25 protein-coding genes are annotated in these 25,319 nt (G+C 52.4%); 17 read left to right on the top strand and 8 right to left on the bottom strand.

Going from position 1 to position 25,319, the window contains the following annotated elements:
- Nucleotides 1–3 precede the first annotated feature (3 nt).
- Entirely contained in the window at nucleotides 4–894 is an 891-nt protein-coding gene (locus GPJ68_RS10920) for an AraC family transcriptional regulator (RefSeq protein WP_016152891.1), read from the bottom strand.
- 505 nt (nucleotides 895–1,399) lie between these two features.
- Here GPJ68_RS10920 and GPJ68_RS10915 point away from each other — a divergent pair.
- The 5 genes from GPJ68_RS10915 (at nucleotide 1,400) to fadK (ending at nucleotide 6,484) form a co-directional block, all read left to right on the top strand.
- Complete coding sequence (locus GPJ68_RS10915) at nucleotides 1,400–2,164, top strand: electron transfer flavoprotein (RefSeq protein ID WP_016156353.1); 765 nt, start codon at nucleotides 1,400–1,402, stop codon at nucleotides 2,162–2,164.
- A 21-nt stretch (nucleotides 2,165–2,185) separates the two neighbouring features.
- Entirely contained in the window at nucleotides 2,186–3,121 is a 936-nt protein-coding gene (locus GPJ68_RS10910; protein ID WP_049040472.1) for an electron transfer flavoprotein subunit alpha, read from the top strand.
- A gap of 53 nt (nucleotides 3,122–3,174) precedes the next feature.
- Nucleotides 3,175–4,464, top strand: a complete 1,290-nt coding sequence (locus tag GPJ68_RS10905; RefSeq protein WP_049040471.1) for an FAD-dependent oxidoreductase — start codon at nucleotides 3,175–3,177, stop codon at nucleotides 4,462–4,464.
- Nucleotides 4,461–4,754, top strand: a complete 294-nt coding sequence (locus GPJ68_RS10900) for a ferredoxin (protein ID WP_016152887.1) — start codon at nucleotides 4,461–4,463, stop codon at nucleotides 4,752–4,754. The genes GPJ68_RS10905 and GPJ68_RS10900 overlap by 4 nt, the downstream gene beginning before the upstream one ends.
- An 83-nt stretch (nucleotides 4,755–4,837) precedes the next feature.
- Nucleotides 4,838–6,484 (top strand): medium-chain fatty-acid--CoA ligase, encoded by a 1,647-nt coding sequence (gene fadK / locus GPJ68_RS10895; RefSeq protein ID WP_104651780.1) that lies wholly within the window; start codon nucleotides 4,838–4,840, stop codon nucleotides 6,482–6,484.
- Between the two features lie 95 nt (nucleotides 6,485–6,579).
- Here fadK and ppsA read toward each other — a convergent pair whose 3' ends face one another.
- A complete protein-coding gene (gene ppsA, locus GPJ68_RS10890) occupies nucleotides 6,580–8,958 on the bottom strand; it encodes a phosphoenolpyruvate synthase (protein WP_016152885.1) in 2,379 nt (792 codons plus the stop codon).
- Between the two features lie 328 nt (nucleotides 8,959–9,286).
- On the opposite strand from ppsA, the gene ppsR reads away from it, so the two are divergent.
- The 8 genes from ppsR (at nucleotide 9,287) to GPJ68_RS10850 (ending at nucleotide 17,369) form a co-directional block, all read left to right on the top strand.
- The gene (ppsR, locus tag GPJ68_RS10885) at nucleotides 9,287–10,120 is read left to right on the top strand and encodes a posphoenolpyruvate synthetase regulatory kinase/phosphorylase PpsR (RefSeq protein ID WP_016152884.1); all 834 of its coding nucleotides are present in this window, start codon (nucleotides 9,287–9,289) and stop codon (nucleotides 10,118–10,120) included.
- Between the two features lie 126 nt (nucleotides 10,121–10,246).
- The gene (aroH, locus tag GPJ68_RS10880) at nucleotides 10,247–11,293 is read left to right on the top strand and encodes a 3-deoxy-7-phosphoheptulonate synthase AroH (RefSeq protein ID WP_016152883.1); all 1,047 of its coding nucleotides are present in this window, start codon (nucleotides 10,247–10,249) and stop codon (nucleotides 11,291–11,293) included.
- Nucleotides 11,294–11,417: 124 nt separating this feature from the next.
- Nucleotides 11,418–11,648, top strand: coding sequence for a hemin uptake protein HemP (hemP, locus tag GPJ68_RS10875; RefSeq protein ID WP_016156349.1), 231 nt, complete (start codon nucleotides 11,418–11,420; stop codon nucleotides 11,646–11,648).
- 74 nt (nucleotides 11,649–11,722) lie between these two features.
- On the top strand, nucleotides 11,723–13,708 hold the full coding sequence (locus GPJ68_RS10870) for a TonB-dependent hemoglobin/transferrin/lactoferrin family receptor (RefSeq protein WP_180837341.1): 1,986 nt from the start codon (nucleotides 11,723–11,725) through the stop codon (nucleotides 13,706–13,708).
- 47 nt (nucleotides 13,709–13,755) lie between these two features.
- Nucleotides 13,756–14,787 carry a hematinate-forming heme oxygenase ChuS gene (gene chuS / locus GPJ68_RS10865; protein ID WP_180837339.1) on the top strand — a complete coding sequence of 344 codons (1,032 nt, stop codon included), beginning with the start codon at nucleotides 13,756–13,758 and terminating at the stop codon, nucleotides 14,785–14,787.
- Entirely contained in the window at nucleotides 14,784–15,605 is an 822-nt protein-coding gene (locus tag GPJ68_RS10860) for a hemin ABC transporter substrate-binding protein (RefSeq protein WP_172860428.1), read from the top strand. Before chuS ends, GPJ68_RS10860 begins: the two co-directional genes overlap by 4 nt.
- Complete coding sequence (locus GPJ68_RS10855) at nucleotides 15,605–16,597, top strand: iron ABC transporter permease (protein ID WP_032947022.1); 993 nt, start codon at nucleotides 15,605–15,607, stop codon at nucleotides 16,595–16,597. Before GPJ68_RS10860 ends, GPJ68_RS10855 begins: the two co-directional genes overlap by 1 nt.
- The gene (locus GPJ68_RS10850; protein ID WP_104651784.1) at nucleotides 16,590–17,369 is read left to right on the top strand and encodes a heme ABC transporter ATP-binding protein; all 780 of its coding nucleotides are present in this window, start codon (nucleotides 16,590–16,592) and stop codon (nucleotides 17,367–17,369) included. The genes GPJ68_RS10855 and GPJ68_RS10850 overlap by 8 nt, the downstream gene beginning before the upstream one ends.
- Here the strand turns inward: GPJ68_RS10850 and selO are convergent.
- The 6 genes from selO to btuC form a co-directional block, all read right to left on the bottom strand.
- Entirely contained in the window at nucleotides 17,366–18,808 is a 1,443-nt protein-coding gene (selO, locus tag GPJ68_RS10845) for a protein adenylyltransferase SelO (protein ID WP_075847333.1), read from the bottom strand. The genes GPJ68_RS10850 and selO overlap by 4 nt on opposite strands.
- Before the next feature lie 61 nt (nucleotides 18,809–18,869).
- Nucleotides 18,870–19,583 carry an EAL domain-containing protein gene (locus GPJ68_RS10840; protein WP_019076659.1) on the bottom strand — a complete coding sequence of 238 codons (714 nt, stop codon included), beginning with the start codon at nucleotides 19,581–19,583 and terminating at the stop codon, nucleotides 18,870–18,872.
- Nucleotides 19,584–19,902: 319 nt separating this feature from the next.
- Nucleotides 19,903–20,367: an NlpC/P60 family protein gene (locus GPJ68_RS10835; protein WP_003832591.1), complete on the bottom strand. Its 465-nt coding sequence runs from the start codon at nucleotides 20,365–20,367 to the stop codon at nucleotides 19,903–19,905.
- 77 nt (nucleotides 20,368–20,444) lie between these two features.
- A complete protein-coding gene (btuD, locus tag GPJ68_RS10830; RefSeq protein ID WP_016152874.1) occupies nucleotides 20,445–21,194 on the bottom strand; it encodes a vitamin B12 ABC transporter ATP-binding protein BtuD in 750 nt (249 codons plus the stop codon).
- Complete coding sequence (locus GPJ68_RS10825) at nucleotides 21,194–21,745, bottom strand: glutathione peroxidase (protein ID WP_103283877.1); 552 nt, start codon at nucleotides 21,743–21,745, stop codon at nucleotides 21,194–21,196. The genes btuD and GPJ68_RS10825 overlap by 1 nt, the downstream gene beginning before the upstream one ends.
- A gap of 60 nt (nucleotides 21,746–21,805) precedes the next feature.
- Complete coding sequence (btuC, locus tag GPJ68_RS10820; RefSeq protein WP_032931198.1) at nucleotides 21,806–22,786, bottom strand: vitamin B12 ABC transporter permease BtuC; 981 nt, start codon at nucleotides 22,784–22,786, stop codon at nucleotides 21,806–21,808.
- 304 nt (nucleotides 22,787–23,090) lie between these two features.
- Here btuC and GPJ68_RS10815 point away from each other — a divergent pair, with 304 nt between their 5' ends.
- The 4 genes from GPJ68_RS10815 to GPJ68_RS25135 all read left to right on the top strand — a co-directional run bounded on the left by GPJ68_RS10815 (nucleotide 23,091) and on the right by GPJ68_RS25135 (nucleotide 25,315).
- Nucleotides 23,091–23,249, top strand: coding sequence for a DUF1427 family protein (locus tag GPJ68_RS10815; protein WP_049268801.1), 159 nt, complete (start codon nucleotides 23,091–23,093; stop codon nucleotides 23,247–23,249).
- An 84-nt stretch (nucleotides 23,250–23,333) separates the two neighbouring features.
- On the top strand, nucleotides 23,334–24,548 hold the full coding sequence (locus GPJ68_RS10810) for a PfkB family carbohydrate kinase (protein WP_104651785.1): 1,215 nt from the start codon (nucleotides 23,334–23,336) through the stop codon (nucleotides 24,546–24,548).
- Between the two features lie 31 nt (nucleotides 24,549–24,579).
- Nucleotides 24,580–24,993: a hypothetical protein gene (locus GPJ68_RS25140; protein WP_255489685.1), complete on the top strand. Its 414-nt coding sequence runs from the start codon at nucleotides 24,580–24,582 to the stop codon at nucleotides 24,991–24,993.
- Entirely contained in the window at nucleotides 24,956–25,315 is a 360-nt protein-coding gene (locus GPJ68_RS25135) for an outer membrane protein OmpK (protein ID WP_255489676.1), read from the top strand. The genes GPJ68_RS25140 and GPJ68_RS25135 overlap by 38 nt, the downstream gene beginning before the upstream one ends.
- The last annotated feature ends 4 nt before the right edge of the window (nucleotides 25,316–25,319 follow it).

Below are 25,319 nucleotides of genomic sequence, written 5' to 3'. Positions count from 1 at the left end.
TAATCAGACCTCTGGCATCAAGCATTCCTGCTCAACCAGATTATTTTTAAACTGCTTGCGATAATCACTGGGGGTACAACCCACATGCCGCTGAAAGAGTTTGGCAAAGTGATCGACATTTTCATACCCTACCCGCCAGGAGATTTCCGCTAACGAAGCTTCCGTATTCGTCAGGGCAAATTTCGCCTCGGTCATTCGTCGCTGAATCACATAATTGATCGGCGAAATTCGATACTCCTTAGTAAATTCATGGCAGATATAACTCACGCTGGCCCGGAATTTTTTGGATAACTGATCGAGAGTAATTTTTTCTCGGAAGTTATTATTTAAATAAACCAGCACATCTTTAATTAAGACATCTTTTTTAATATAACCTTGCTCAGAACGATAGGCATTTTTAAAGTTTTCGTAAAATAAAACGGTTAAAGCATAAGCAAAAGCGTCGTAGGCTGAAGATGTCAGGTTATTTTTGCTCTGGGGGAGCATAACCCCCAGCTCATTAAAGATACTCTTAATAACCTCCTTCCCCTGAGTAACGCTAATCACCGGACACGAGTGCATCTGCAATAGCTGATTATCCTGCCAGCCGTTGAAACGAAAACCGTAGAGCGCGCAGGTGTAAGTCGTTGCAGGCGCGCTACTATCCGAAGCAACCGCATGGAGTCGCCCTTGCTCTATCACCACGATATCCCCGGCATGCGCGACATACAGCGACGAATCGATAATTAATCTTGCGACCCCTTTTTTGACATAAATAAGCTCTGTTTCATTATCGTGAACGTGATGACCCGACTCCCAGTTAGGGTCATCACTGATGACGAATCGCGAGAATCTCGGGGTTTTCCCCTGTTCAAAAAGGGTCTCCACGGCATTATCAAAGCAGCGTTGATACATGACAACCTCCACCTAAAGGCAGCAATTTTGGGATTATTAATATCAGAAAATAAAAATGATAATGACGTTATACAACGTTATTCCTTCCCGGCGAAACAAAATTATTTGCCCCGTCTGCAAGATGACACCTTTTGCTTTGGTACATTGCTGCCATTGATTATTTGCGTTTTATAATAATCAAAAAGAATAAATGTTATTAAGTCTGCATTAATAATTTACATATAAGAAACAAATTCAGCGCAGAGGCGATTAAAAACATGACGCATTTCGCAATTATTTTCACTGTCTTTGTGTTCCCGTTTTTTCCTCTGGTACGCACCGTCTGATTATTGCTGATAAACCAGGCATTCCCGGGACGTTTTTTTTGCAAGATTGTTGGCAATGAAAACAGATTTCCCCGTCGAAAACAGCCCTCCCTCTGTCGCACACTATTTTCAGTCAATTTTCCCTACTGTCGATAATGACGCACCACGTCATCATCCACACGAGAATCACTGGAGATGCCATGAAAATAATAACCTGCTTTAAGTTGGTGCCTGAAGAACAGGACATTGTTGTTACCCCACAGCGCTCGCTTAACTTTGACCGGGCCGATGCCAAAATCAGCCAGTTTGACTTAAATGCGATAGAGGCCGCAGCGCAGCTTAGCGCGGAGGGTGATGAAATCATCGCCTTAACGGTGGGCGGGTCGCTACTACAAAACTCCAAAGTGCGTAAAGACGTGCTGTCCCGCGGGCCGGACAGTTTGTATATGGTGCAGGATGCACAACTGGAGCATTCATTACCCCGGGATACCGCTCAGGCGCTGGCCTGTGCGGCCAACAATATGGATTTCGACCTGATGCTGTTCGGTGAAGGATCGGGGGATATCTACGCGCAGCAGGTCGGCTTACTGGTTGGCGAACTATTACAGCTCCCGGTGATTAATGCCGTCAGCAGCATCCAACGTAACGGCGATCGCCTTGTGGTTGAGCGCACACTTGAAGATGAAGTCGAAGTAATTGATCTGCCGCTCCCCGCCGTACTGTGCGTGACGTCGGATATCAACACACCGCGTATTCCCTCGATGAAGGCGATTCTGGGCGCGGGTAAAAAACCGGTCACCCCGTGGCAAGCCAGCGATATTGGTTGGATACCTGCATCACCGTTAGCGGAACTGGTGAGCCTTACCGTGCCGCCGCAAACCGAACGTCAGCACATCATTCTGGAAAATGACTCAGCAGAAGCCATTGCCGAACTGGCTGAACACCTGAAAAAAGCCCTGAACTAAGCCCAACGGAGAGAAATCATCATGAGTAAATTAGCCAACGTCTGGGTGTTCAGCGATAACGTAGAACGCTATGCAGAATTAATGGCCGGCGCTCGCCTGTGGGGTGAGCAGGTACACCTTATCGTACAAGGCAGCGACCAGGCCAATCAGTTGCAAGCCCTGGGTGCCGATAAGATAGTCGTGCTCGACGCAACCTCCGGTTTACAGCGTGTTGAAAATTACGCTGAGACCATCGCCGCCCTGATGCAGGAACACGCCGGGCTGCTGCTGATGTCCGCGACTAAACGAGCCAAATCCCTTGGCGCACGCTTAAGCATTCAGCTCAACGCAGCGATGGTGAACGACGCCACATCGGTAACGCTGGATGCAGGCATTTTGTTCGCCGAACACCGGATGTATGGTGGTCTGGCATTTGGCAAAGAAAAAATCAAAAGTACGCTGGCGATTATCACGCTTGCTCCAGGCCAGCTTGAACCGGTCGCGGAAAATGCCTCGCACAACTGCCCGGTTGTCTCAGCAACGTACATCGCGCCGCACCATGAAGTGATCTGCCTGGAGCGTCGTGCCAAATCCGTGAGCAGCGTGGATCTCAGCAAAGCCAGGCGCGTGGTGGGTGTGGGTCGCGGTCTGGTGGCGCAAAACGATCTGGAAATGGTGCGCCAACTGGCATCTGTGCTGGGTGCTGAAGTGGGTTGTTCACGACCGATTGCCGAAGGCGAAAACTGGATGGAACGCGAACGCTACATTGGCGTTTCTGGCGTGTTATTGAAATCAGACCTGTATCTCACGCTGGGCATCTCAGGACAAATTCAGCATATGGTCGGCGGTAACGGCGCGAAAGTCATTGTCGCCATCAACAAAGATAAAAAAGCCCCTATTTTCAATTACGCCGATTACGGTCTGGTGGGCGACATCTACAAAGTGGTTCCGGCCCTTATCGACCATCTCAGCCGCTAATCCCGTTAACGCACATCTCCCGCTGCCCTCGCGGCGGGAAAGGAGCATAAAGCATGTCAGATGAAAAATTTGATGCCATTGTGGTCGGGGCTGGTGTAGCGGGTACAATGGCAGGTTACGTTATGGCCCGGGCCGGACTGGACGTACTGGTCATCGAGCGCGGCAACAGTGCGGGCAGTAAAAATATGACCGGCGGGAGACTCTACGCGCACAGCCTTGAGCGCATCATGCCCGGATTCGCGCAGGAAGCGCCTCTCGAACGTAAAGTCACCCGCGAAAAAATCTCCTTCCTGACCGAAGAGAGCGCCGTTACCCTCGACTTCCATCGTGAAAAAGACAACGCGCCAGCGCAGGACTCTTATACCGTTTTGCGCAACCGGCTTGACCCATGGCTCATGGAAAAAGCGGAACAGGCTGGCGTGCAGTTCATCCCCGGCGTGCGCGTCGACGCGCTAATTCGCGAAGGCAATAAGGTCACCGGAGTGCAAGCCGGGGACGATATCCTCGAAGCCAATATTGTCATCCTTGCCGATGGCGTTAATTCTATGCTGGGACGGTCGCTGGGGATGGTTCCCCCCTCTTCTGCACAGCACTATGCCGTTGGCGTAAAAGAGCTGATCGGCTTACCGTCGGCGGTGATTGCGGATCGGTTCAATCTGTCAGGCAACGAAGGTGCAGCCTGGCTGTTCGCAGGCTCACCGTCTGATGGACTGATGGGAGGCGGATTTCTGTATACCAACCAGGATTCCATCTCTCTGGGCCTGGTGTGTGGTCTGGGGGATATTGCCCATGCCACGAAAAGCATTCCGCAAATGCTGGAAGACTTTAAGCGACACCCGACTATTCGTCCGCTGATTGCCGGCGGTGAACTGCTGGAGTATTCCGCACATATGGTACCGGAAGGCGGTCTGGCAATGGTTCCGAAACTGGTTGATGACGGGGTAATGATCGTCGGCGATGCCGCTGGTTTCTGTCTGAATCTGGGTTATACCGTGCGCGGCATGGATTTGGCGATAGCTTCCGCAGAAGCCGCCGCCCAAACAGCCATTGCTGCAAAAGAGCGCCAGGATTACTCGGCCAGTAGCCTGATGGATTACAAACGCGCCCTCGAACAGGGCTGTGTGATGCGTGATTTACAGCATTTTCGCAAGATCCCGGCGCTGATGGAAAACCCGCGCCTGTTCACCCAGTATCCCCGCATGGTGGCCGATATCATGAACGATATGTTTACCGTCGACGGAAGCCCAAATCAGCCCGTTCGCAAGATGATCATGTCCCATGCCAGGCAGATTGGGCTGATGAACTTACTGAAAGACGGCATCAAGGGGGCCACCGCACTATGAATCAGGACACTAACGTTAACGTCGACGTCAAACTGGGCGTCAATAAATTTAATGTTGATGAAGGCCACCCGCACATCATTCTGGCTGAACATCCCGACCTTAATGAATTTCGCAAGTTGCTGAAAGCCTGCCCCGCCGGACTGTATAAACAGGATGAGAGTGGAAATATTCATTTTGATTCCGCAGGCTGCCTGGAGTGCGGCACCTGCCGGGTGCTGTGCGGTGACACGATCCTCACACAATGGGAATACCCGCTCGGAACATTTGGCGTTGATTTCCGCTACGGCTAACGGATTTTGCATGTTGTACGCCGGATTGGCCCCGCCTGGCCATCCGGTCAGATGTATGCCGAAATAATCCTGGGAATAACTTCATGAGTATCACACTTACGTTTAACGCCGAACGTCGCCAGGCCTGGCGACAACTGGGTTTATGGGGAGATGCTTCGCTTGGCGATTACTGGCACCAAACCGCCAGAGCCATGCCGGATAAAATCGCCGTGGTTGATAATCATGGCGCTTCATATACCTACGCTGCACTCGACGATGCTGCCAGCAGTCTGGCAACCTGGTTTGTAGCCTGCGGGATCCAACCCGGCGATCGCATTGCCTTTCAGTTGCCTGGCTGGTGCGAGTTCACCATTATCTACCTGGCCTGCCTGAAAACCGGGGCCGTTTCCGTACCACTGCTGCCTGCCTGGCGCGAAGCGGAACTGGTGTGGGTACTGAACAAATGCAAAGCGAAGATTTTTTTCGCACCGACGTTGTTTAAACAGACCCGACCGGTCGATCTGATCCTCCCCTTGCAAAACCAGTTGCCGCATCTGCAACAGATTGTCGCCGTAGATAAACTGGCACCGGCCACCGCCTCGCGGGCGTTCAGCCAACTGCTTCAGGCTCCGCCATTAACCCAGGTTATTAACGTTCACGCCGATGAACTGGCTGCCGTGCTGTTTACCTCCGGGACAGAGGGAATGCCGAAAGGCGTAATGTTAACCCACAACAATATCCTTGCCAGCGAACGCGCCTACTGTGCCCGACTCAATCTCACCTGGCAGGATGTGTTTTTGATGCCCGCCCCACTGGGACACGCTACCGGTTTTTTGCATGGCGTTACCGCGCCGTTTTTAATCGGCGCACGCAGCGTATTGTTGGATATATTCACCCCAAGCGCCTGTCTTGAACTGCTCGAGCAACAACGCTGTACCTGCGTGCTCGGTGCAACCCCCTTCGTCTACGACATGTTGTGTAGTCTGGAAAAACGGCCCTGTGATCTCACATCACTACGTTTTTTCTTATGCGGTGGCACCACTATTCCGCAAAAGATTGCCCGTGACTGCCAACAGCGCGGCATTAAATTGTTAAGCATCTATGGTTCGACGGAGAGCTCGCCGCATGCGCTGGTCAATCTCGACGATTCACTTTCACGCATGATGAACACCGATGGATATGCCGCCGCAGGCGTGGAAATTAAAGTCGTCGATGAAGCGCGCAATACGTTGCCTGCAGGGGTCGAAGGTGAAGAGGCCTCGCGTGGTCCCAATGTTTTTATGGGCTACCTCGATGAGCCTGAACTGACCGCCCGCGCGCTGGATAAAGATGGCTGGTATTACAGTGGCGACTTATGCCGCATGGACGAAGCGGGATACATCAAAATTACCGGGCGTAAAAAAGATATTATTGTGCGCGGTGGGGAAAACATCAGCAGCCGCGAAGTGGAGGATATTTTATTACAGCATCCGCGCATTCATGATGCCTGCGTTGTCGCGATGCCAGACGATCGGCTAGGTGAAAGGTCGTGCGCTTATGTGGTACTGAAACCGCCGCATCATTCGCTGTCGCTGGAATCAGTGGTGGCCTTTTTTAGCCGCAAACGGGTGGCAAAGTATAAATATCCGGAACACATCGTCATTGTCGAAACGTTACCGCGCACGGCGTCAGGCAAGGTACAAAAATACCAGCTGCGTCAGGATATCATTCAGCGTTTAAGCGTGGAGAGTGTGGAAAGCGTTGAAGGGTAAAGTACCGGATGGCGATGCTAACACCTCTAATCCGGCCTACGTTGCATACTAACCGTAGGCCGGATAAGGCATTTACGCCACCATCCGGCATGATGTTACTTCTTCAGTTCAGCCAGGCTCAGCCAGGTCTGCACGACGGTGTCCGGGTTCAGCGACAGACTGTCGATCCCCTCTTCCATCAGCCAGGCGGCGAAGTCTTCGTGATCGGATGGACCCTGACCGCAAATACCCACGTATTTGCCCTGCTTCTTGGCTGCACGAATCGCCATCGACAGCAGCGCTTTCACCGCGTCGTTACGCTCATCAAACAGTTCAGATACCACACCAGAGTCACGGTCCAGTCCCAGCGCCAGCTGCGTCATGTCGTTTGAACCGATGGAGAAGCCGTCAAAGTACTCAAGGAACTGCTCGGCCAGCAAAGCGTTGGACGGGATCTCACACATCATGATGATCTTCAGTCCGTTCTCACCGCGTTTCAGCCCCTGACGCGCCAGCTCTTCCACTACCGCTTTCGCCTGGGCAACGGTACGTACAAACGGTACCATCACTTCTACGTTAGTCAGGCCCATATCGTTACGGACACGTTTCACTGCGTCACATTCCAGCGCGAAACAGTCGCGGAAGCTATCAGCAATGTAACGGCCCGCCCCGCGGAAGCCCAGCATCGGGTTCTCTTCATGCGGCTCATAACGCTCACCGCCGACGAGGTTGGCATATTCGTTGGACTTAAAGTCTGACATACGCACGATAACGCGTTTTGGATAGAACGCTGCACCCAGCGTAGCGATCCCTTCCGTCAGACGACCAACGTAGAATTCACGCGGGGAATCAAAACCTTTCATCATGCCGCGGATTTCGTTTTGCAGCTCAGGCGTCTGGTCATCGAACTCCAGCAACGCACGCGGGTGTACACCAATCATGCGGTTGATGATAAATTCCAGACGCGCCAGGCCGACACCTTCGTTTGGCAGACAGGCGAAGTCGAAAGCCCGGTCCGGGTTACCCACGTTCATCATCACCTTCAACGGCAGATCCGGCATGGTCTCCACGCTGGAACTCTTCACGCTGAAGTCGAGCATCTCAGCGTAAACATAACCGGTATCACCCTCGGCACAGGAGACAGTGACTTTCTCACCGTCCTTCATACGCTCGGTGGCATCACCACAGCCAACCACGGCCGGGATCCCCAGTTCACGGGCAATGATCGCCGCGTGACAGGTACGACCGCCACGGTTGGTGACAATCGCCGCCGCTTTCTTCATGATCGGTTCCCAGTCCGGGTCGGTCATGTCGGTAACCAGGACATCGCCAGGTTCGATACGGTTCATTTCGCTGATGTCCTGAATGACTTTGACCGGACCCGCGCCAATGCGGTGACCGATAGCACGACCTTCAGCAATAATTTTACCCTGAGCATGCAGCGTATAACGCTCCATCACCTGGCCGCGCGAGCGCACGGTTTCCGGACGCGCCTGCACAATGAACAGCTTGCCGGTATGACCGTCTTTCGCCCATTCGATGTCCATCGGACGACCGTAGTGCTTCTCGATCTGTACCGCCTGCTTCGCCAGCTCCTGCACTTCTGCGTTGGTCAGGGAGAAAATGTCGCGCTGCTCCTGCGGTACATCTTCAATCGTCACCTGCTTGCCGTGTTCCTGGGTTGGCGCGTAGACCATGCGGATTTTTTTCGAACCCATTGTGCGACGGACGATCGCTGGACGGTTTGCCGCCAGAGTCGGTTTGTGCACGTAGAATTCATCCGGGTTAACGGCACCCTGCACAACCATCTCGCCCAGGCCCCATGCGGAAGTGATGAACACCACCTGATCGAAACCGGATTCGGTATCGATGGAGAACATTACGCCGGAAGACGCGAGGTCTGAGCGCACCATCCGCTGAACGCCAGCAGAGAGCGCCACGCCACGATGGTCATAACCCTGGTGAACACGATAAGAGATTGCACGGTCGTTAAACAGCGAGGCAAAGACGTGTTTGATAGCAACCAGTACGGCATCAAATCCCTGGACGTTGAGGAAGGTTTCCTGCTGACCGGCAAATGACGCATCTGGCATATCTTCTGCGGTGGCGGAAGAGCGCACGGCAAAAGAGGCATGGGCATCGTCTGCTGACAGCTGCGCGTAGGCATCGCGGACGGCATTTTCCAGCTCCGGCTGGAAAGGAGTGTCGATAATCCACTGGCGGATCTGTGCGCCGGCTTTCGCAAGCTCGGTGACATCGTCAATATCCGTTTTATCCAGCAGCTCATAAATGCGCTGGTTTACACCGCTCTGGTCCAGAAACTGGTTAAACGCATCGGCGGTCGTTGCAAAACCATTCGGTACGGAAACACCCATACCGGAAAGGTTAGTAATCATTTCACCCAGGGAGGCATTTTTGCCCCCAACTCTGTCTACATCATTCATGCCGAGTTGGTTATACCAAAGCACCAGCGGTGACGAGCCATTGTTGGACATCGAACAATCCTTATATATGAACGAGGTTAGGAAACTCAATTTTGCGTAATTATCTTTGCATATTTACTTCAGCGAAAAAAACGGTGAATCGTTCAAGCAACTTTATTTTTTATTTTTTCAGATTGTTTCCGCATTTGCGCAAACCCGCGAGCCACAGGGGATCACCACAAAAACTACCGGTATAAACATTTGTTCCGAAAAATGAAATGTACTTTTCAGTAAATATAAAAATACCGTTTCATTTTACAAAATAGATGCAGCAATATTCGCTTCTGGCGAATTTTAATTTATGCTTTCAGAGAATTATGTCAGCCCCAGGATGAGCAAAATGGATAATGCTGTTGATCGTCACGTATTTTATATTTCTGATGGTACGGCCATCACCGCCGAGGTATTGGGCCACGCGGTAATGTCGCAATTTCCGGTTACGATCAGCAGCATTACGCTGCCGTTTGTGGAAAATGAGAGTCGTGCGCGAGCGGTTAAAGACCAGATTGACGCGATCTATCAACAAACTGGCGTGCGCCCTCTGGTGTTTTACTCAATCGTTTTGCCGGAAATTCGCTCGATCATTTTGCAAAGCGAAGGATTTTGTCAGGATATCGTGCAGGCGTTGGTGGCCCCACTGCAGCAAGAGATGAAGCTCGACCCTACGCCGATCGCCCATCGTACCCACGGCCTGAACCCCGGCAACCTTAACAAGTACGACGCGCGCATTGCCGCCATTGATTATACCCTCGCCCATGACGACGGCATTTCGTTGCGCAACCTCGATCAGGCGCAGGTGATCCTGCTTGGCGTTTCCCGTTGCGGTAAAACCCCGACCAGTTTGTATCTGGCCATGCAGTTTGGCATTCGCGCGGCCAACTACCCCTTTATTGCCGATGATATGGATAATCTGGTGCTGCCAGCATCCCTGAAGCCGTTACAGCATAAATTGTTCGGCCTGACCATTGACCCTGAGCGCCTGGCGGCCATCCGCGAAGAGCGCCGGGAAAACAGCCGTTACGCCTCGATGCGCCAGTGCCGGATGGAGGTTGCTGAGGTGGAAGCGCTATACCGGAAAAACCAGATCCCATGGCTGAACAGTACCAATTATTCGGTAGAAGAGATTGCTACCAAGATCCTCGACATCATGGGGCTGAATCGCCGCATGTACTAGAATGCTAGTGCATTGGTTCGATTTTTTGTTATTATGCTCGCCACCAGGCAGGATGAGTATGATATTGTGATATACATCACTTCCCGGTAGTCCTGCCGTTGAAGCAACAAATTTCTGAGACAAGTAATGAACAGAACCGATGAACTCCGTACTGCGCGTATTGACAACCTGGTCACTCCAGCAGAGCTTGCGCAACGGCATCCTGTTTCGTCCTCCGTCGCCCGTCATGTTACGGACTCCCGACGCCGGATAGAAAAAATATTAAATGGTGAAGACGCTCGTTTACTGGTGATCGTAGGTCCCTGCTCGATTCACGATCTTGATGCCGCCATGGAATACGCGACGCGTTTACAGGCGCTGCGCGAAAAACATCAGGCGCGTCTGGAAATCGTGATGCGCACTTATTTTGAAAAACCACGCACCGTAGTGGGCTGGAAAGGCTTAATTTCCGACCCGGATTTAAACGGCAGCTACCGCGTGAACCACGGCATTGAACTGGCGCGTAAACTGCTGTTGCAGGTCAATGAACTGGGCGTACCCACGGCAACAGAATTCCTCGACATGGTGACCGGTCAGTTTATTGCCGATTTAATCAGTTGGGGAGCCATTGGCGCACGCACCACCGAAAGCCAGATCCACCGTGAAATGGCCTCTGCGCTCTCCTGCCCGGTCGGCTTTAAAAACGGTACGGATGGCAATACGCGTATTGCCGTCGATGCGATTCGCGCCTCCCGTGCCAGCCATATGTTCCTCTCTCCGGATAAAACCGGCCAGATGACCATTTATCAGACCAGCGGTAATCCTTACGGGCATATCATCATGCGCGGCGGTAAAAAGCCGAATTATTATGCTGAAGATATTGCCGCCGCCTGCGATACCCTGCACGAATTTTCCCTGCCTGAACATCTGGTGGTCGATTTTAGCCATGGCAATTGCCAGAAGCAGCATCGTCGTCAGTTGGATGTTTGTGATGATGTGTGCCAGCAAATTCGCAATGGTTCGACGGCGATTGCCGGGATTATGGCGGAGAGTTTCCTGCGTGAAGGTACGCAAAAAATCGTTAGCGGCCAGCCGCTGGTTTACGGCCAGTCCATTACCGACCCGTGCCTGAACTGGGAAGATACTGAACTGCTGGTTGAAAAACTCGCCTCTGCGGTTGATAGCCGTTTTTAATGCTGTTCGCCGGGTAACATCACGTTGCCCGGTGCTAATCCTTTGTTTTCCCCCTCCTTATTGTACAAAATTTATTCTCGTCACAATTATTTCACAAAAAGGCTTGCCGCAATTTTGCAGTTTGATGATAATGATTATCATTGTTAAATTGATTGTTATTTTTAAAAACTATTCACGTATGGATAACACAACAACGCCCGCAAAAGAAAAAACACCGCCTGCCGTCGCGCCAAACGAGCGCCGAATTGACAGTAAAAGTCTGCTGGGCAAAGAGGGGCGCGTGATCATAGAACACGATGGCCAGCTCTATTTGCTGCGCCAGACACAAGCCGGAAAACTCATTCTGACCAAATAAACACCACTTTTCGCCAGCCACCCAGGTAATACCCAGGCAGCCAGCGCTTTTCGATTTCCTAATGGAGAGTTGCTATGCCACACCTGCACACTGCATCCTTGCGCCCTTCGCTCTTGGCGCTGGCGATTATCAGTAACCTGCCCACCGTCGCGTATGCGGCGGTAGAAGATATGACCGTCACCGCTACCGGCAATGCCCGTAGTGCTTTTGAAGCGCCGATGATGGTCAGCGTGATTGATGCCACCGCGCCGGAAAACCAGACCGCCAGCTCAGCAGCCGACCTGTTGCGTACGGTTCCGGGCCTGACCCTTGACGGCACCGGTCGCACTAACGGCCAGGACGTGAATCTGCGCGGCTACGATCGACGTGGCGTTCTGGTGCTGGTTGATGGCGTTCGTCAGGGAACCGACACCGGACACCTGAACAGTACCTTCCTCGATCCGGCGCTGATCAAACGCATCGAGGTCGTCCGTGGCCCTTCTGCACTGCTGTACGGTAGCGGCGCGTTAGGTGGAGTGATCGCCTATGACACTGCGGATGCCAAAGATCTGCTGGAAGCCGGACAAAACAGCGGTTATCGCGTGTTCGGTACCGCGGCAACCGGCGATCACAGCCTCGGTATGGGCGCCAGCGCGTTTGGTCGCACCGATACGCTGGACGGACTGCTTGCCTGGTCCAGTCGCGATCGCGGTGATTTGCGCCAGAGCGACGGTACTACGGCACCAAACGACGAAGCGATTAACAATATGCTGGCGAAAGGCAGCTGGAAAATTGACAGCGCCCAGACGCTGGCCGGCTCGCTGCGTTACTACAACAATGACGCCCGTGAACCTAAAAACCCGCAAACCAGCGCAGCGGATGCCACCAGCAACCCGATGACCGATCGCTCAACCATCCAGCGCGACGCGCAACTGACCTACTCGATTGCTCCAGCAGACAATGACTGGTTGAACGCGGATGCCCGCATCTACTGGTCCGAAGCACGCATTAATGCGCAAAACACGGATAACACCGGCGAGTTTCGCAAACAAACCACCAAAGGCGGCAAAATCGACAACCGCAGCCGCCTGTTTACCGACTCTTTTGCATCTCACCTGCTGACCTACGGCGGGGAATACTATCGTCAGGAACAACAGCCAGGCGGCGCAACCACCGGTTTCCCGGAGGCAAAAATCGATTTCAGCTCCGGTTGGTTACAAGATGAAATCACCCTGCGCGACCTGCCGGTTACGCTGCTGGGCGGTACCCGTTATGACTCTTATCGCGGCAGCAGCGACGGCTATGAAGATGTCGATGCCGATAAATGGTCGTCCCGCGCCGGGCTCACCGTTGCGCCAACTGACTGGCTGATGCTGTTCGGTTCATACGCTCAGGCCTTCCGTGCGCCGACCATGGGCGAGATGTATAACGATGCGAAACACTTCTCGATTGGCCGTTTTTACACCAACTACTGGGTACCGAACCCTAACCTACGCCCGGAAACCAACGAAACCCGGGAATACGGATTTGGCCTGCGCTTTGGCGATCTGTTGATGGCGAGCGATGCGCTCGAATTTAAAGCCAGCTATTTCGACACCAAAGCGAAAGATTACATCTCCACCAGCGTCGACTTTGCCGCCGCGACAACCATGTCCTATAACGTACCCAACGCCAAAATCTGGGGTTGGGACGTGATGGCGAAATATTCCGCCGATCTGTTCAGCCTCGACATGGCCTATAACCGTACGCGCGGCAAAGATACAGACACCGGCGAATACATTTCCAGCATTAACCCGGATACCGTCACCAGCAAACTGAACGTACCGGTTGCGCACAGCGGTTTCTCCGTTGGCTGGATAGGTACATTTGCTGACCGTTCAACGCATATCAGCAGCAGCTACACGAAACAGCCCGGTTATGCGGTAAACGATTTCTACGTGAGCTATCAGGGCCAACAAGCGCTGAAAGGCATGACCACCACGCTGGTACTGGGCAACGCCTTCGACAAAGAGTACTGGTCGCCGCAGGGCATTCCGCAGGATGGTCGTAATGGAAAAATTTTCGTGAGTTATCAGTGGTAATCACTTTTCCCCGGTTCGCCGGGGCAGCAATCTGGAAGGAAGAGACAATGAATCATTACACACGCTGGCTGGAACTGAAGAAAGAAAATCCTGGCAAATACGCACGTGATATTGCGGGATTGATGAATATTAGCGAAGCCGAACTGACCTTCGCGCGCGTCGGTCATGACGCCTGGCGCTTACGTGGCGAAGTGCGTGAAATCCTCGGCGCACTGGAAGCAGTCGGCGAAACCAAATGTATATGCCGCAACGAATATGCTGTGCATGAGCAGGTTGGTGCGTTTACCAATCAGCACCTGAACGGTCATGCCGGACTGGTACTCAATCCGCGCGCTCTCGACCTGCGCCTGTTCCTCAATCAGTGGGCAAGCGTGTTCCATATCAGCGAAACAACCGCCCACGGCGAGCGTCAGAGCATTCAGTTCTTTGACCATCAGGGGGATGCGCTGCTGAAGGTCTATGCCACACAGAATACCCTCATTGAGGAATGGGCTGCGTTGCTGACCCGTTTCATCTTCGCTGAAAACCCGCCTCTGGCGCTGCAACGCGCCACCCCTTCTGCTCCAGCCACCGTCACGGTCGATGCGCAGACCGTTGATCAAGAGTGGCGAGCCATGACCGATGTACACCAGTTCTTCGGTCTGCTGAAACGCCACGATCTCACCCGCCAACAGGCGTTTAACCTGGTGGGCGACGATCTGGCCTGTAAAGTCGCAAATAGCGCTCTGGCGCAGTTACTCGACACCGCGCGCCAGGATGGCAATGAAATAATGGTCTTTGTGGGTAATCGTGGCTGCGTACAGATTTTCACTGGTGTGATAGAAAAACTGGTGCCGATGAAAGGCTGGCTGAACATATTCAACCCGACATTTACCTTACACCTGCTGGAAGAGAGCGTGGCAGAAACATGGGTAACGCGCAAACCGACCGCCGATGGCCACGTCACCAGCCTGGAACTGTTTGCTGCCGACGGCACGCAAATCGCCCAGTTGTATGGTCAACGAACGGAAGGCGAACCGGAGCAGACGCAATGGCGCGCGCAAATTGACGCACTGACGCCGAAGGGGCTGGCCGCATGAAAAAACTGCTGGTCCTGATTGCGCTACTGCCCATCGTAGCGCTGGCTGCGTCCAGGGAACGGGTTGTTGCTCTCGGTGGCGATGTCACCGAGATTGTATACGCACTGGGAGCACAGTCTTCCCTTGTGGCGCGAGACAGCACCAGCCAGTGGCCTGAAGCAGCAAACGCCCTACCTGATGTCGGTTATTTGCGCCAACTCAACGCCGAAGGGATCCTTGCCACCCGCCCTACGCTGGTCCTTGCCAGCGCGCAGGCGCAGCCCTCTCTGGCGCTAAAACAGCTCGAACAGAGCAACGTCAGGGTTGTGACGATCCCGGCAAGCAACGCGCTTAATGTGATTGATGAAAAAATTCGCGTCATCGCCGAAGCCACCCATAGGGAGGCCGATGGCGAAACGCTGCGCACCCGCTTACGTCAGGAACTGGCGGCGCTGCCGTCATCTGAACTCAACAAACGCGTGCTGTTTATTCTCAATCATGGCGGGATGACCGCGATGGCGGCGGGCCAGCAAACCGCAGCCGATGCGGCTATTCGTGCCGCCGGTTTGCGCAACGCAATGCAGGGTGTTAACCGCTATCAGCCGCTGTCGCAGGAAGGTGTCATTGCCAGCCAGCCCGATCTGGTGGTGATTTCACAGGACGGCGTTGAGGCGATGGGGGGCGAAGATAACCTGTGGGCGCTGCCGGGCCTGGCGCAGACGCCTGCCGGACGAAATAAACAGGTATTGCAGGTTGACGATATGGCGCTGCTCGGCTTTAGCGTACGCACCCCGCAGGCCATTTTGCAGCTTCGCGCTAAAGCTGAGCAATTGCCCTGATGTCGCGACGTATCCGTTGTTCTTTATGGACACTCGCACTCATGTTGGTCGTGATGACAATTATGGCTACCGGTTTTGGCGCGTTGCGCCTGCCGGTAAGTCTGCTGTGGCGTGATGGCGATGAGGCACTGCGTCAAATCTGGCTCACCATTCGCCTGCCCCGCGTCCTGCTGGCGCTGGTGATTGGCGGTTCTCTGGCGCTCGCGGGCTGCGTGATGCAGGGCCTGTTTCGCAACCCGCTTGCCGATCCGGGATTACTGGGGATAAGCAGCGGAGCCGCCTGCGCCGTCGCCCTGTGGGTAGTGCTGCCGGTCTCTTTGCCCGCGCTGTTGATGCTGTACGCCCCCATGCTGGCCGCTTTTCTCGGTGCGCTGGCGGCAACGGTGGTTATTTTTATCCTTAGCCAACAGCGCGACGCTTCACTCTCACGTCTGCTGTTGGTCGGTATTGCCATCAACGCGCTGTGCGGGGCGGCGGTTGGCGTTCTGTCGTGGGTCAGTAATGACGCGCAACTGCGCCAGTTGTCGCTATGGGGGATGGGCAGTCTGGGGGCCGCGCAATGGTCCACGCTGCTGGCTGTCACTTCATTGACTGTCCCGACGGTGCTGATCATCTGGCGTCTGGCACCGGCGCTGAACCTGCTGCAGTTAGGTGAGGAAGAGGCGCATTACCTCGGCGTAGATGTGCGTACCGTTCAGCGTGTTTTGCTACTTTGTAGCGCATTGCTGGTTGCCGCAGCCGTGGCGGTAAGCGGCGTAATAGGCTTCATCGGGCTGGTTATCCCGCATCTGATGCGCATGTGGCTCGGCTCAGACCATCGGGCCGTTATCCCAGGTTCCGTGCTGGCGGGCGCATTTTTATTGCTGATAGCCGACACGCTGGCCCGTACGGCGGTTGCGCCTGCGGAAATGCCGGTCGGTTTGCTAACCAGTCTTCTGGGCGCACCGTGGTTTTTATGGCTTATTTTTCGTCAGCGAGGACCTCATGGCTGAACATTTCATCGCTGAAGGGCTTCACTATCGCGTCGCGGGCAGAGCGGTGATTGACGACGTCACTCTTGCTCTCGAAAAAGGTGAACTGGTAGCGCTCATCGGCCCAAATGGTGCGGGAAAATCCACCCTGCTGCGCCTGCTGACCGGTTTTCTGAAACCGGCTACAGGGCGCTGCGTGCTGGCGGGTAAACCGCTGGATGAATGGCATAGCCAAACACTGTCGCGGCATCGGGCGGTGATGCGCCAGCAAACACAACTGGGATTTGACTGGCCGGTAGAGGCCGTCATCGCGATGGGGCGTGCGCCCTGGACCCAGCGGTCGGAACCTCGACTTATCGCTCAGGTGATGGAAATGATCGGATGTACACCGCTGGCGGGCCGGCAATACGCCGCGCTTTCCGGCGGCGAACAACAGCGAGTACAGTTAGCCCGTGCACTGGCGCAACTTTGGTGCGACGGCGCGCCTCGCGGCTGGTTATTCCTTGATGAACCGACCTCTGCGCTGGATCTTTACCACCAGCAGCATCTGTTGCGCTTGCTGAAGACGCTTACCGCTTCACAAGAGCTGCATGTGTGCATTGTGCTTCACGATCTGAATCTCGCCGCACTGTGGGCAGACAGAATAGTGTTGCTGCACAACGGCAGACTGGTGTCGCAGGGAACGCCTGAGGCCGTGTTACAGGCCGATGACCTGAAGCGCTGGTATGGCGCGCAGGTACACGTTGGCCAGCATCCGACCAACGGATCCCCGCAGGTGTTTCTGGCCCCTTAGCTTGAACAGCTCACTTCCAGCCGTTTACCCCAGTCAGGTGGACGGCTGACATAGTCATCATCACGATCGACAAATGGGGTACGCAACGCTTCGTGTAACCGATGCAGCTCGGCGTAATCCCCCTGCTCTGTCTGATTAATCGCCCGTTGCGCCAACCAGTTACGCAATACCATCGCCGGATTAGCCGCCTTCATCTGCGTTTGTCTGTCTGCGTCGGCAATGTTGTCTTGCTGCAGGCGTGAGCGATACCGCGTGAACCAGTCGTCAAACGCTGCGCGGTCGATAAACTCATCGCGCAGCGGGGATTGCGCGCTGTGTTGTTCCGTCTGACTGAGCATGCGAAACGTTCGGGTATAGTCGCTTCTTTCCCGCGCCATCAGGTTAAACAGTTCACTAAGCAGTTCGTTATCGTTTTTTTGCTCGCTAAAGAAGCCAAGCTTTTGTCGCATCCGCTGACCGTAGCGTGTTAACAGCGCCAGTTGATAACTGTCCAGCGCATCATTAAGCGCCTCGACCGGGATAAATGGCGACAGAGTTTGCGCCAGACGTTGCAGGTTCCAAAGCGCCGCGGCCGGTTGATTATCGAAACTGTATCGCCCCTGGTTGTCTGAGTGGTTGCAGATAAAATCGGGCACGTAGTCATCAAGGAAACCGAATGGGCCGTAATCCATCGTCAGTCCCAGAATCGACATGTTGTCGGTGTTCATGACACCATGCGCAAATCCCACCGCCTGCCAGTCTGCGATTAACGTCGCAGTACGCGTTACAACATCGTTAAACCACAGCTGATACTTATCGGCTTCTTCCTGCCATTGCGGCCAATAATAGCGAATCGCAAAGTCAGCCAACTGGCGCACTTTTTCCGGCTCGCGGCGATAGTAAAAATGCTCAAAATGGCCAAAGCGCATATGGCTTTGCGCCACGCGAATGAGCATCGCCCCTGATTCTACCGTTTCGCGATACACCGGCGTGTCGCTGGTAACAATCGACAATGCCCGCGTGGTCGGTATTCCCAGGTAATGCATCGCTTCGCTGGCCAGGCTTTCGCGAATTGTCGAGCGCAGTACGGCGCGACCATCCCCCATACGGGAATAAGGCGTAAGTCCGGCGCCTTTCAGGTGCCAGTCACACGTTGAGCCGTCAGCGAGCTGTTGTTCGCCCAACAGGATCCCGCGTCCATCGCCAAGCTGGCCCGCCCAGACGCCAAACTGATGTCCGCTATAAACTTGCGCTAAAGGCGACATCCCGGGAAGCAACGATTCACCGCCCCAAACACCGGCTCCGGTCGGAATATCAAATAGCGTCTCTGGAATAGCTAATTGCTCCGCCAGCGCATCGTTATGCCAGATCAGGCGCGCGTTTTTCAGGGGAGTGGGTGAAAGTGCTGTATAGGTTGCTGGTAATTCATCACGCCAGCGGGTGGTAAAAGACAGGGTCATAGGGCCTCCTGTCTCTAGTGTAGACTGTTAAAAGCCTGTTAAACACCAGCAAATATGAGGGTTATATCTTCGCGAGCGAAATTATCTGCGCGGGGGGCACAGCAGGCCACAGCGCGCCCTGCATGGCGCTGAATCCCAGAGGCAGTACGCGCGCTAACATCTCGGGTGTATCAATACCGCTAATGATAATTGACTCACTGCTGGGAAATAGCTGTGCCAGGATAGCCCGCATAAATGGCTCAAACGAAATATGTGTAATCCTTTGTTGAACAAAGTTTTTATCGAGCACGACGCGTTTGAACAGCCCATCAAAAATTGCCCGATTTGATATGCCACCAGCACCATAGTTTGTCAGTACTAATGGAAATCGCGCCGCCAGTGCTGCCAGCGTTGGATTCGCTTTTCCATTATTTAACTCTGGATAGTTTTCATTAATAGCCAGTTCCAGAAATGACAATCGTTCAACTTGTGAAGCAAATTTAGCATCTGATAATAAAGTATTAGCAATTGCCGGCGTTAAATTAATCCAGGCAGAAACCTTTCGTTGAATAAAAAAATGTTGGCACGTTTCGATTAATTCAAGCTTTTCGGTAAATAAGCGACATTGCTCTTCGTCCGACATCCGAGGTAAGACCAGCTCGGTGGGTATACGCACATCCCCCTGCGCACTGGCAAAACTGGTAATGATATCTACGTATTCAAGATCGCCTTTTTCGTTTCTCGCAGGGAGAAAAGAGAACTCTGAATGGTAAAGAGTATCCATTGAAACAATCATCGTGCCAGCCCCTCTGCATAGGTGTTATCCGGCATCCTGTAGCAAAGGATGGAGAAATACGTTATTGCTGATGCAAGTAGAGGCCCTTTCATTTTTCCCTTTATAGCCAGTAAATCGAATCCCTTTTTTTTAGCTTATCCTGATTATAAGCGAATATCCAGCTTTGCACTTTTTAATATCTCGGAATAAATCATATTTTTAGCAAGATACGCTCTTAATGTTCAGGGGTATTGTCCGGCTGGCGGCAGAAATAAGAAGTTACTAACAAATGGAAATGTCGAGGCTGCTCAGCCGTAGGCAGCCTCGTGACTGATGAGGATTAAATACGTCGCGCCTGCCAAAAGTTTTTGCGCCAGTAAACGTTGTCCAGTGACGAGCGCATCACACCACGGCTGGTTGAGGCATGAATAAATTGATTATTGGTGTCGTAAATTCCGACATGCAGACCGCTTTCCCCAGACCCGGTTTTAAAGAACACCAGATCGCCGGGCAGCAAATCATCTTTATCAATTTCGGTACCAATCTTTGATTGCGTGCGGGTATCACGCGGGAGTTGCAGATCGAATTTATCGCGCATTGTCATCAATACAAATCCAGAACAATCCACTCCGCTACGGCTCATGCCGCCATAACGATAGGGTGTGCCATGCCAGGTTTGTAGCTGGTCATTAAGCCCGGCGATAACGGCGATAGAATCCGACAAGCGGGCATTTGGCGCAGGAGCACGATGGCTGCTGCAGCCCGCCAAAAACAATGCTGTGATGAAAAGAAGCCAAAAGCGCATTCAGGACGAATCCTCTGAATTATATTTTTATGTCAATTTAGCGTGGAAATTATATGATTTTCAAGAACCCATTTAACTTAAGTGGTTGATATGAGCATTCTGTGGCCTTCAATATCCAAACGACGGAAGTTCACGCCATAAGCCGCAGACAGATTGGCCGGCGTTAGTACCGTATCACGAGCACCACTGGCAAGCAGCTTCCCGCGTTTGAGGAGCCAGGCCTTGTGCGCATGACGTAAGGTATGATTAAGGTCATGGCTGCTCATTACAATCGCGATGCCCTGCAAACACAGCTGACCCAGCATCCGGTCCAGCGCATTTTGTTGCGCCACGTCCAGGCTGTTCATCGGCTCATCCAGCAGCAAAAGCTGGCCGAATGGATTCGCTTGTGGGCAAATCTGCAGGATAACCGCAGCCAGGCGCACGCGCTGCCACTCACCGCCGGAGAGCTGATTCACGCTGCGTCCCAGCTTATCCCCAAGCCCAAGCGCATCGGCGACTTCCTGTAACAGATCGGTGCGTGCTTTATCGGGTTGATGCAGCGTCAGAAAATGCCAGACCGGCATCGCAAACGGCGGGTTTTGCTGTTGCGCAAGATAAGCGCGATATTGCGCCAGCTTTGCTGCCGGCCATTCATCCAATGACACATCACCAAAGGTGATGCTGCCCTTGCCGGTCGTCAGCCCCGCCATTCGCGCCAACAGTGTGCTCTTTCCTGCGCCGTTAGGCCCCACTAAATGCAGGATCTCCCCTGCTTTTATCTCACCAGAAAGCGGGCCGAGCCGGGTCGATTCTGCTACATCCTGTAGCTGCATCAATCGAGACATTAGTTTGCCAGCGCCATCTTGATGGATTGCACCAGAACAGGATCCTCAGGCGTCATATCAGGTGAAAATCGTTGCAGTACCTGACCATCCCGACCCACTAAAAACTTCTCGAAATTCCACAGAATATCGTCCGGGTAGAGCGGCGCCCGACCTTTACTCGCCATTCGCTCATAGAATCCACTATCCGCAGGCGCGACGGCGGTTGGCGCGGCATCAATCAGTTTCTGATACAGCGGATGGCGTCCCTCGCCATTGACCTCAATTTTGCTGAACATCGGGAAGGTAACGCCCCAGGTAGTACTGCAGTACGTTTTTATTTCCTCTTCACCGCCCGGCTCCTGGCCCAGAAACTGGTTGCAGGGGAACCCAAGAACGGTAAAGCCCTGCTGATGCCAGGCTTTCTGCAGATTCTCCAGTTGCTCATATTGCGGCGTTAGCCCACATTTTGAAGCAACGTTGACGATTAACAGCACATTTCCGGCATACGGCTGCAGTGAGGTCACCTCGCCGTCGATGGTCGTCACGTCTGTATCGAGGATAGTGTTTTGCATAGCATCTCCAGAACAACAGGTGGATTTTCAGTTTTTAATCATAGACCGAATCAACGCGTTCTAGCGCGCGGCTTTTAACAATAGCCAGATAAATACCGGTGCGCCCATGGTGGCCGTCACCACGCCAATTGGCAGCTCAGCCGAGGCCAGCACCAGACGCGCGACAACATCAGCCAACAGTAACACAATAGCGCCAGCCAACGCGCAGCCCGGCAGTAACACGCGATGATCGGTTAAGCCGCACAGCCGCAGAATATGTGGGATCACAAGCCCAATAAAGCCAATCGCTCCTGCCAGAGCCACGCTTACGCCAACCATCCAGCCCGTGGCGACCACCAGCAGGTTGCGCCAGAACCATAATGGCAATCCCAACTGACGTGCAGAAGTCTCCCCCAGCGCCAGCATATTCATCGGCTGCGACTGACAGCAGATCCACACCAGCACCGGAATCAACGCCACCATGAGCCAGGCCTGATGCCAGTCAACGCCACCAAAGCCCCCCATCATCCAGTACATTAGCTGTCGCAAATCAAATGAAGTGGAGAAGTAGATGGCCCATGTCATTAGCGCGCTACAGATAATCCCCAGCGCCACCCCCGCCAACAGCAGACGGCTGGTAGACAAATGACGGCGGGCAAAACGGAGCAGAATAAGCGTGATAATCAGCGCCCCAGCGATGGCGCATAAACCCAGCGCCCAGCCGGGGAGCTGCCCCTGCCCCAGCAGCACCGCCGCGATGAGCCCGACCCCCGCGCCATTAGACACGCCCAGTAATCCAGGCTCTGCGAGCGGGTTTTCAAAGAGAGCTTGCATCACTGCGCCAGATAAGGCCAACGCAGCGCCTACCAGCAAAACGGCGAGGGTACGGGGAAATCGGATTTGCCAGACGAACAGATCGCCGCGGGCGCTGAACCAGTCGCCGGGGGCGATCCACTGTTCTCCTGCGCATAAGCTAATCACGAGCATGACCAATAGCAACAGCGATAAAGTGCCTAACCAGTATCGGTCTCGCCGACGTTGTAATTGTGCAAAAGGTTGCATGTTTATACTTTTTTTATGGGTTATCTCATTAATTTTACGATGAAAGCAAAAAACATGGAAGGAAGCTCTACCGCAAATGAGGCAATGGCCCAAAACAGCATGAACCTTAGACTTTTGCATAATGCAATGCTGGCAGCAATACCAGGTAGTACCTGTCATTATTAATATCGTTCCTGAGATTAAATAAATAACCACAACCGGACAGGATGTCCGGTTGCAGAAGTTTTGTGTGATTGTCTTCTCATCAATACGTAAATATATTGTGTAGTCTTCGTATCATCATAACACCCTCAGGAATTATCTTATGGATATAATTCTTTCGCTTATTGCTGGTGCAATTATTGGCTTCATATTTACATTAATAAAACTCCCCATCCCAGCCCCTACTGTCTGGCCTGGTGTATTTGGTATCATCGGTGTACTTAGTGGTAATCAGATCTTTAACTATTTATTCAACAAATAAATTCATTCACCAAAAAATTAACGCATAGACAAAATAAACTTATTACATGGACCTCTCATCACATTCATGAAAAGTGAGGATTAGATGCCCTGTCGTTACAAAAAACAACGTCTTCGCTATATTTTAACACTACTCAAAAAACAAGGAAGTGTAAAAATATCATCTCTTGTTAAGGTACTTGATGTTACGGAAAGAACACTCCGCCGCGACATCAATGACCTCGTAAAAACAGGACATGTCCGCTCATGCTATGGAGGTGCTGTATATAATCACGACAATGCATTCCCATTATATGAGAATAACTCTCTTTATTTGCACCAAAACATCATCATTAACCAATCAAAGATCGAACGAGAAATATCAATGAACGAAAACAATGGGAAAGTTTACATTCTGGGTTCATTTAATACTGACTTAGTATATCGGCTTCACCGTTTTCCTATTTCAGGGGAAACTACGCGCGCGCTTTTTTCCTGTTGTTTACCCGGAGGGAAAGGCAGCAACCAGGCGATAGCATCCGCACAAGCCAATGCTCGCACTTATTTTACAGTCAAATTAGGTGAAGATGAGTTTTCAACCAAAGCCCAGCATTTTTTAAATGGCGTAGGATTAGAAAAACTAACCATCTTTACCAAAAATGATGCACCAACCGGCAGTGCCGTAGTGATGATATCCGAAGAGGCTGGCGATAATGTAATCGTTATTAATCCAGGGGCTAATCAGGAAATAACGAGTGAAGAAATTATATCCTGTTATGACGAGATTGGCACCGCCAATGTTTTTTTGACGCAGATGGAAAACAATCCTGACGCTACAGCTCAAGCTATTAAGTTCGCACAAGCCGCCGGGGTGATGACAATCCTGAATCCAGCACCATGGCGCAAGGAGGTGACAGACCTTCTCCGCTGGACACACATCCTGACCCCAAACCTCACAGAAGCAGAGGCGATAATTGGCAAGGCTATTCGTACGCCAGACGATATTCGTCAGGCCGCCGAAACCATGCACCAAATGGGACCACAATATATTCTAATTACGTTAGGCAAAGATGGGTGCTGGTTATTTGATGGATCTACACACCAACAGTTCCCGGCATATCCCGCCGTTAATATTGATACCTCCGGCGCCGGTGATGCATTTAATGGTGCACTCGCTGCACGACTTGCCTGTGGAGAAAATATTGCTAGCGCAATTCATTACGCCTGTGTATTTGCAGCACTGGCCGTAGAGCGTGAAGGCGCAGCCAATATGCCATCCCATGAACTCGTATTAAAACGATTAGCTTGTACTAAATACTGATATTTACCCACCACCAAAATAGGGATATAAAATGAAAAAAATCGCCTTCGGGGCTTTATTATCGTGCGTAGCTTTTTCCTCATTAGCTGAACAACAATACGGTTGGGGGAATATACATTTTGACTATCAATCCTGGGATGCCGGTGTTAAAGACCTCGAATATGAACAAGCCTTAATTGGTATTGAGGGAGGTATTGGTTTTGATTGGGGTGAAATGTACGGTTTTTATGATTTTGAAAACATTCTAGATGACGAAGGAAATCAGGGGCAGACTGCGAATGGTGAAATTCATACCTACCTCTGGAAAACGGGTACCAGCCTATTTACAAAAGTCTATAATTCGCAAAGCCCTAATTTTAAAGAGACGAATCAATTTATTGGGCTTGGCTATACCGACCTGAAAGGCGATGGATGGTGGTTTAAACCCTGGATTGCTCGTCAGTAACATTACCGCACACAGTAATTTTGGCCCAGCTTATGATATTAATGGACTCAATGGTTTCTCAATTGGATGGAACGCTGGTTATGCTTTCAATCTCCTCAACCAGGACTTCTTACTGTCCAATTGGAATGAAATAGAACTTGACCGTAATGAGGACTATACCGCTAACAATCATGGTAGCAATGGTTTAAACGGCGGCCTGAATATTACCTGGAAAATCATGCCTCATATATCCACCACATTAATGTATCGGTACTTTTATAACAAACTTGGTGCGGATGGATATGGCGATATTCTCATTTATCGACTGGCCTACGACTTCTAACTTA

Source organism: Citrobacter sp. 172116965 (genome assembly GCF_013458095.1).
GTDB lineage: Bacteria > Pseudomonadota > Gammaproteobacteria > Enterobacterales > Enterobacteriaceae > Citrobacter > Citrobacter braakii.
The sequence above is the reverse complement of the archived record's forward strand: the minus strand, read 5'-3'. Positions and strand labels throughout refer to the sequence as shown.

Excerpts from the sequence above, each read along its gene's own strand:
- GPJ68_RS10920 (WP_016152891.1), bottom strand. The coding sequence starts at position 894 with ATGTATCAACGCTGCTTTGATAATGCCGTGGAGACCCTTTTTGAACAG.
- GPJ68_RS10915 (WP_016156353.1), top strand. The coding sequence starts at position 1,400 with ATGAAAATAATAACCTGCTTTAAGTTGGTGCCTGAAGAACAGGACATT.
- chuS (WP_180837339.1), top strand. The coding sequence starts at position 13,756 with ATGAATCATTACACACGCTGGCTGGAACTGAAGAAAGAAAATCCTGGC.
- GPJ68_RS10855 (WP_032947022.1), top strand. The coding sequence starts at position 15,605 with ATGTCGCGACGTATCCGTTGTTCTTTATGGACACTCGCACTCATGTTG.
- GPJ68_RS10900 (WP_016152887.1), top strand. The coding sequence starts at position 4,461 with ATGAATCAGGACACTAACGTTAACGTCGACGTCAAACTGGGCGTCAAT.
- GPJ68_RS10815 (WP_049268801.1), top strand. The coding sequence starts at position 23,091 with ATGGATATAATTCTTTCGCTTATTGCTGGTGCAATTATTGGCTTCATA.
- GPJ68_RS25135 (WP_255489676.1), top strand. The coding sequence starts at position 24,956 with ATGGATGGTGGTTTAAACCCTGGATTGCTCGTCAGTAACATTACCGCA.
- GPJ68_RS10850 (WP_104651784.1), top strand. The coding sequence starts at position 16,590 with ATGGCTGAACATTTCATCGCTGAAGGGCTTCACTATCGCGTCGCGGGC.
- aroH (WP_016152883.1), top strand. The coding sequence starts at position 10,247 with ATGAACAGAACCGATGAACTCCGTACTGCGCGTATTGACAACCTGGTC.
- btuC (WP_032931198.1), bottom strand. The coding sequence starts at position 22,786 with ATGCAACCTTTTGCACAATTACAACGTCGGCGAGACCGATACTGGTTA.
- GPJ68_RS10840 (WP_019076659.1), bottom strand. The coding sequence starts at position 19,583 with ATGATTGTTTCAATGGATACTCTTTACCATTCAGAGTTCTCTTTTCTC.
- GPJ68_RS10825 (WP_103283877.1), bottom strand. The coding sequence starts at position 21,745 with ATGCAAAACACTATCCTCGATACAGACGTGACGACCATCGACGGCGAG.
- GPJ68_RS25140 (WP_255489685.1), top strand. The coding sequence starts at position 24,580 with ATGAAAAAAATCGCCTTCGGGGCTTTATTATCGTGCGTAGCTTTTTCC.
- GPJ68_RS10910 (WP_049040472.1), top strand. The coding sequence starts at position 2,186 with ATGAGTAAATTAGCCAACGTCTGGGTGTTCAGCGATAACGTAGAACGC.
- btuD (WP_016152874.1), bottom strand. The coding sequence starts at position 21,194 with ATGTCTCGATTGATGCAGCTACAGGATGTAGCAGAATCGACCCGGCTC.
- ppsA (WP_016152885.1), bottom strand. The coding sequence starts at position 8,958 with ATGTCCAACAATGGCTCGTCACCGCTGGTGCTTTGGTATAACCAACTC.
- GPJ68_RS10905 (WP_049040471.1), top strand. The coding sequence starts at position 3,175 with ATGTCAGATGAAAAATTTGATGCCATTGTGGTCGGGGCTGGTGTAGCG.
- hemP (WP_016156349.1), top strand. The coding sequence starts at position 11,418 with ATGATAATGATTATCATTGTTAAATTGATTGTTATTTTTAAAAACTAT.
- ppsR (WP_016152884.1), top strand. The coding sequence starts at position 9,287 with ATGGATAATGCTGTTGATCGTCACGTATTTTATATTTCTGATGGTACG.
- GPJ68_RS10835 (WP_003832591.1), bottom strand. The coding sequence starts at position 20,367 with ATGCGCTTTTGGCTTCTTTTCATCACAGCATTGTTTTTGGCGGGCTGC.
- selO (WP_075847333.1), bottom strand. The coding sequence starts at position 18,808 with ATGACCCTGTCTTTTACCACCCGCTGGCGTGATGAATTACCAGCAACC.
- fadK (WP_104651780.1), top strand. The coding sequence starts at position 4,838 with ATGAGTATCACACTTACGTTTAACGCCGAACGTCGCCAGGCCTGGCGA.
- GPJ68_RS10870 (WP_180837341.1), top strand. The coding sequence starts at position 11,723 with ATGCCACACCTGCACACTGCATCCTTGCGCCCTTCGCTCTTGGCGCTG.
- GPJ68_RS10810 (WP_104651785.1), top strand. The coding sequence starts at position 23,334 with ATGCCCTGTCGTTACAAAAAACAACGTCTTCGCTATATTTTAACACTA.
- GPJ68_RS10860 (WP_172860428.1), top strand. The coding sequence starts at position 14,784 with ATGAAAAAACTGCTGGTCCTGATTGCGCTACTGCCCATCGTAGCGCTG.